Below are 3,958 nucleotides of genomic sequence, written 5' to 3'. Positions count from 1 at the left end.
TCCGTACATCTGCTCCCGCGCGTCGGTCCCGAAACTGTGCGGCCCCTCGCCGAACACCAGCCGCGCGCGGTCCTCCGCCCCCAGCAGACGGTAGATGTGCGCGACGTCGGCGAACGTCTCCGCCGTGCCGCGCGGATCGAAGAAGTCGTTGTCCTGCGCCAAAATCACCACCGGCTCGGGCGCGCGGGCGATGAGGAAGTCCGCCATCTCGAAAATCTGCAGACGCGTCATGCGACCCATGAGGGGGGCGAGCTGACGCTTGACCTGTTCGAGTTGATCGTCGGTAAGGCGCGAATAGGAATCAGCTGCGTGCATCGGAATACCAGAGATACGAGACTACATGCGCCACTAACGTTAGCCTCGGTCGCCAGTTCCCTTTACGCGGGAAATAGAGGCTAAAATCATGTCAAATCGACTTACCCCCTTGGGTTAGCGCCAATGCGGCTTAAATAGGGGGCACAAACTGAAACCCACTGAACGGAGTCTCCTGATGGCCTTCACCCTTCCTCCCCTTCCGTACGCCCACGACGCGCTGGAGCCGGTCATCAGCAAGGAGACCATGAGCTACCACTACGACAAGCACCACCAAACCTACGTCGACAACCTGAACAAGGCTGTCGCCGCAGCAGGCGTGGAAGGCCAGTCGTTTGACGAGCTGTTCTCGAAGATCTCGACCCTGCCGGCCGCTGTCCGCAACAACGCCGGTGGCGTGTGGAACCACACCTTCTTCTGGGAAGGCTTTGCCCCGCAAGGTCAGGGCGGTGAACCGTCGGCCGAACTGGCTGCGGCTATCGACGCCGATCTGGGCGGCATGGACGCCTTCAAGGAAGCCTTCGTCAACGCTGGCCTGGGCCGCTTCGGTTCGGGCTGGTCGTGGCTGATCGTGCAGGACGGTAAGCTGAAGGTTGTCTCGACGCCGAACCAGGACAACCCGCTGATGGACATCGCCGAAGAAAAGGGCGCTCCGCTGCTGGTCGCCGACGTGTGGGAACACGCCTATTACCTGCAATACCAGAACCGTCGCGCCGACTTCCTGAAGGACTTCTGGTCGATCGTGAACTGGAACAAGGTCAGCGAGCTGTACGCCGCCGCCAAGGCCTGATTGCCGCAAGGTAAGTTTTTGTAAAATAATGTGTATTCCAGGGAGTCGGCTTGTCCGGCTCCCTGTTTGTTTTTAAGGCTTCGTTAGCCTTGACTATTCGCGCGGCAGTAAGCCCTCCGCGATACACAAGGCCCTAAGTTTTCGAGGGCGTTGTATGCGCGTGGTGAGCTGCGTGGTCGAGGACCACAATCTGTTGCTGGTCCTGCTGGCGGCCGCTGTCTGTGTTGCGGGCTCTGCCATCACCATGAACCTTGTCCGCAAAATGCGTGCGAGTTCGGGGGTGATCCGGGCGACCTGGCTTGTGAACGGTGCCGCTGCGGGCGGTGCGTCGATCTGGTGCACACACTTTATCGCCATGCTGGCTTGGACGCCTTCGCTGGCGACGGCCTATCTGCCGTTGGTGACGGCCCTGTCTCTGGTGGTGGCGCTGGCGGGTTGCGCGCTGGCACTGGGTGTCGGCTCGGGCAAGAGGCTCTGGTCCAAACTGGCCGGCGGGGCTCTGTTCGGCCTGACCGTGTCGGCCATGCACTATACCGGCATGGCAGGGCTCGAGAGCCGTGCCTTCCTGCTGTTCGATCCGCTCTATGTCGTCATGTCGGTGGTTCTGGCGGTGGCGCTGGGCATGGCCGCGTTCTTTGCGGTGACGTCCAAGGCCCGTTGGAAGCGCATGGCTGTGGCCAGCCTGCTGATGGTGTTGGCCATTGTGAGCCTGCACTTTACCGGCATGGCTTCGGTGACGGCTCTGCTGACGGATGCTGCGCAGGGGGCGTCCGGCGCGAACCACAGTTTCATGGCGCTGGGCGTGGCCGGTGTGGGCCTGCTGCTGCTGGGATCGGCGCTGGCCACCTATATGCTTCAGGATCAATCCCAGAAGCGCGAATACCGCCGACTTAAAACCCTGATTGAAGGCACAGCTGACGGCATGGCGGTCGAGGGTGAAGGCCGCATCCTCATGGCCAATGAAGCCTTTGCCAGCCTGTGCGGTCTGGAACCGACAGACGTGATCGGCAGCGAGATTTCGCGCTGGATCGAGGACGCGGAGGGTATGAACGCCACCGCGGTCATCCAGAGCCACCTGACCACGGCTAAAGGCGAGCAGGTACCTGTCGAGGTGGTTGTCCGTCATGACGTAGGGGACAGCGGCATGCCGGTGCGCCTGTTTGGCGTGCGTGACCTTCGCCGCCGTTTGGAACAGGAACGCCGTATCGCCTTCCTGGCTCGTAACGACAGCCTGACCGGATTGCCCAATCGCGCGTCCTTCCTCGAGAAGATGGTGCGCATGACCCAGCTGGTTGATCGCAACGCAGGCTTTGCCCTGTTGGCGGTCGATCTGGACCGGTTCAAGGACATCAACGACCTTTACGGCCACGCGGTCGGTGACCAGCTTCTGGTTCACGTCAGCGAGCGCCTGAAGGGCGTTGTGCGCGAGGGCGAGTTTATTGCCCGACTGGGCGGTGACGAGTTCGTGGCGCTGCTGGCGCTAAAGGACGGGCAGGATCGTCAACAGCAGGCGCTGGAGGCCGCCACACGCATTCGTAATGCCATTCTGGTGACGATGCAGAGCGAGCATACCGAACTGGGCTGCGGGGCTTCGATCGGTGTGGCCTTGTGGCCGGATGACGGGGAGGACACCTCGATCCTCGTCAACAACTCCGATCTGGCCATGTATCGGGCCAAGGCATCGCTGAGCGACAAGATCTGCTTCTATGAAAAGGCTATGGATGAAGCGGTTCGCCAGCGCCGTCGCGTGACCCAAGGGCTGCGTGATGCACTGGACCACGACCAGTTCGAGGTCCACTACCAGCCGCAGGTCAACGTCGTGAATGGCGAGATCACGGGCTATGAAGCCCTGCTGCGTTGGCCGCAGCCGGACGGCAGCTTCGTCCCGCCGATGGATTTCATTCCGGTCGCCGAGGAAACGGGCCTGATCCTGCCTATTGGGGAGTGGGTCCTGCGTCGCGCCTGTGAGGAAGCGGTCCAATGGGACGAGCCGCTTCGTCTGGCGGTGAACCTGTCGCCGGTCCAGTTCAGCCATACGGACCTTCCGCGCATGGTGCATCAGATCCTGATCGATACGGGTCTGAAGCCTGCCCGTCTGGAGCTGGAAATCACCGAGACGGCCATGATTTCCGACATGGTGCGCTCCACCCATATCCTGCGTCAGCTGAAGGCGCTGGGGGTGTCGATTGCCATGGATGATTTCGGCACGGGCTATTCCTCGCTGTCGACGCTGCGGGCCTTCCCGTTCGACAAGATCAAGCTGGACCGCGCCTTCATGACCGAACTGGAAAGCAGTCCGCAGTCACGGGCCATCATCCGCGCCGTGCTCACCATCGGCGAGAGCCTGAACATTCCGGTGCTGGCCGAAGGGGTGGAAACGTTCGACCAGCTGGAGTTCCTGCGCGAACAGGGCTGCGACGAGGTTCAGGGCTATCTTCTTGGACGGCCTCAGCGTCTGGCAGCGACGGAGCTGACGCCCTTGGCCGAAGTGTCCTGACGATAGAGGATGGAATGAGGGGGCTTCGGTCCCCTCTTTTTCTTTGGGCTAAAGGCGGGACGCGCCCAGTTTTTCGATCCAGTGGTCCAGCCGGTCTCTGAGTTTCAGGTCTCGGGCTAGACGGTCGGCGGTCGGGGGTAGGACTTCGACCACCTCTATCTCGAAATCACCGTCGGCACAGGCTTCCTCCTTGAAAGGCCATAGCCTCTGGTTTAGCACAGGCTTTTGGCTATGTGATCAAGAAGAATGCGTTTCTTCTCGCTTTTCGGCAGCTTGGCGTGATTGACGAAGTTATTCCAGACGATGTAGTTGTTCAGATATTTCGTGGCGACACCATGAAAACGGGCGACCATGCCTTT

Annotated in this window: 3 protein-coding genes and 1 pseudogene; 2 read left to right on the top strand and 2 right to left on the bottom strand. The window is 61.1% G+C overall.

Translation table 11 applies throughout. The features are described 5' to 3' along the window. Positions 1-315 (bottom strand): hypothetical protein (locus Q0Y42_RS14000; protein WP_297805022.1); only part of this gene is annotated, 315 nt, incomplete at its 3' end. Positions 316-490: 175 nt separating this feature from the next. Between Q0Y42_RS14000 and Q0Y42_RS13995 the strand changes: the two genes are divergently transcribed. Then, positions 491-1,102 carry a superoxide dismutase gene (locus tag Q0Y42_RS13995; protein WP_297805019.1) on the top strand — a complete coding sequence of 204 codons (612 nt, stop codon included), beginning with the start codon at positions 491-493 and terminating at the stop codon, positions 1,100-1,102. Positions 1,103-1,256: 154 nt separating this feature from the next. Further along, on the top strand, positions 1,257-3,599 hold the full coding sequence (locus Q0Y42_RS13990) for an EAL domain-containing protein (RefSeq protein ID WP_297805016.1): 2,343 nt from the start codon (positions 1,257-1,259) through the stop codon (positions 3,597-3,599). Between the two features lie 230 nt (positions 3,600-3,829). On the opposite strand, the pseudogene Q0Y42_RS13985 reads toward Q0Y42_RS13990, so the two are convergent. Next, positions 3,830-3,958 (bottom strand): annotated as a pseudogene (locus tag Q0Y42_RS13985) (IS1595 family transposase); the annotation flags it as partial.

The sequence above is a fragment of the uncultured Brevundimonas sp. genome, from assembly GCF_947305955.1.
Lineage (GTDB): Bacteria > Pseudomonadota > Alphaproteobacteria > Caulobacterales > Caulobacteraceae > Brevundimonas.
Note: the sequence above shows the minus strand (reverse complement) of the source record. Positions and strands in the feature narration are given on the sequence as shown.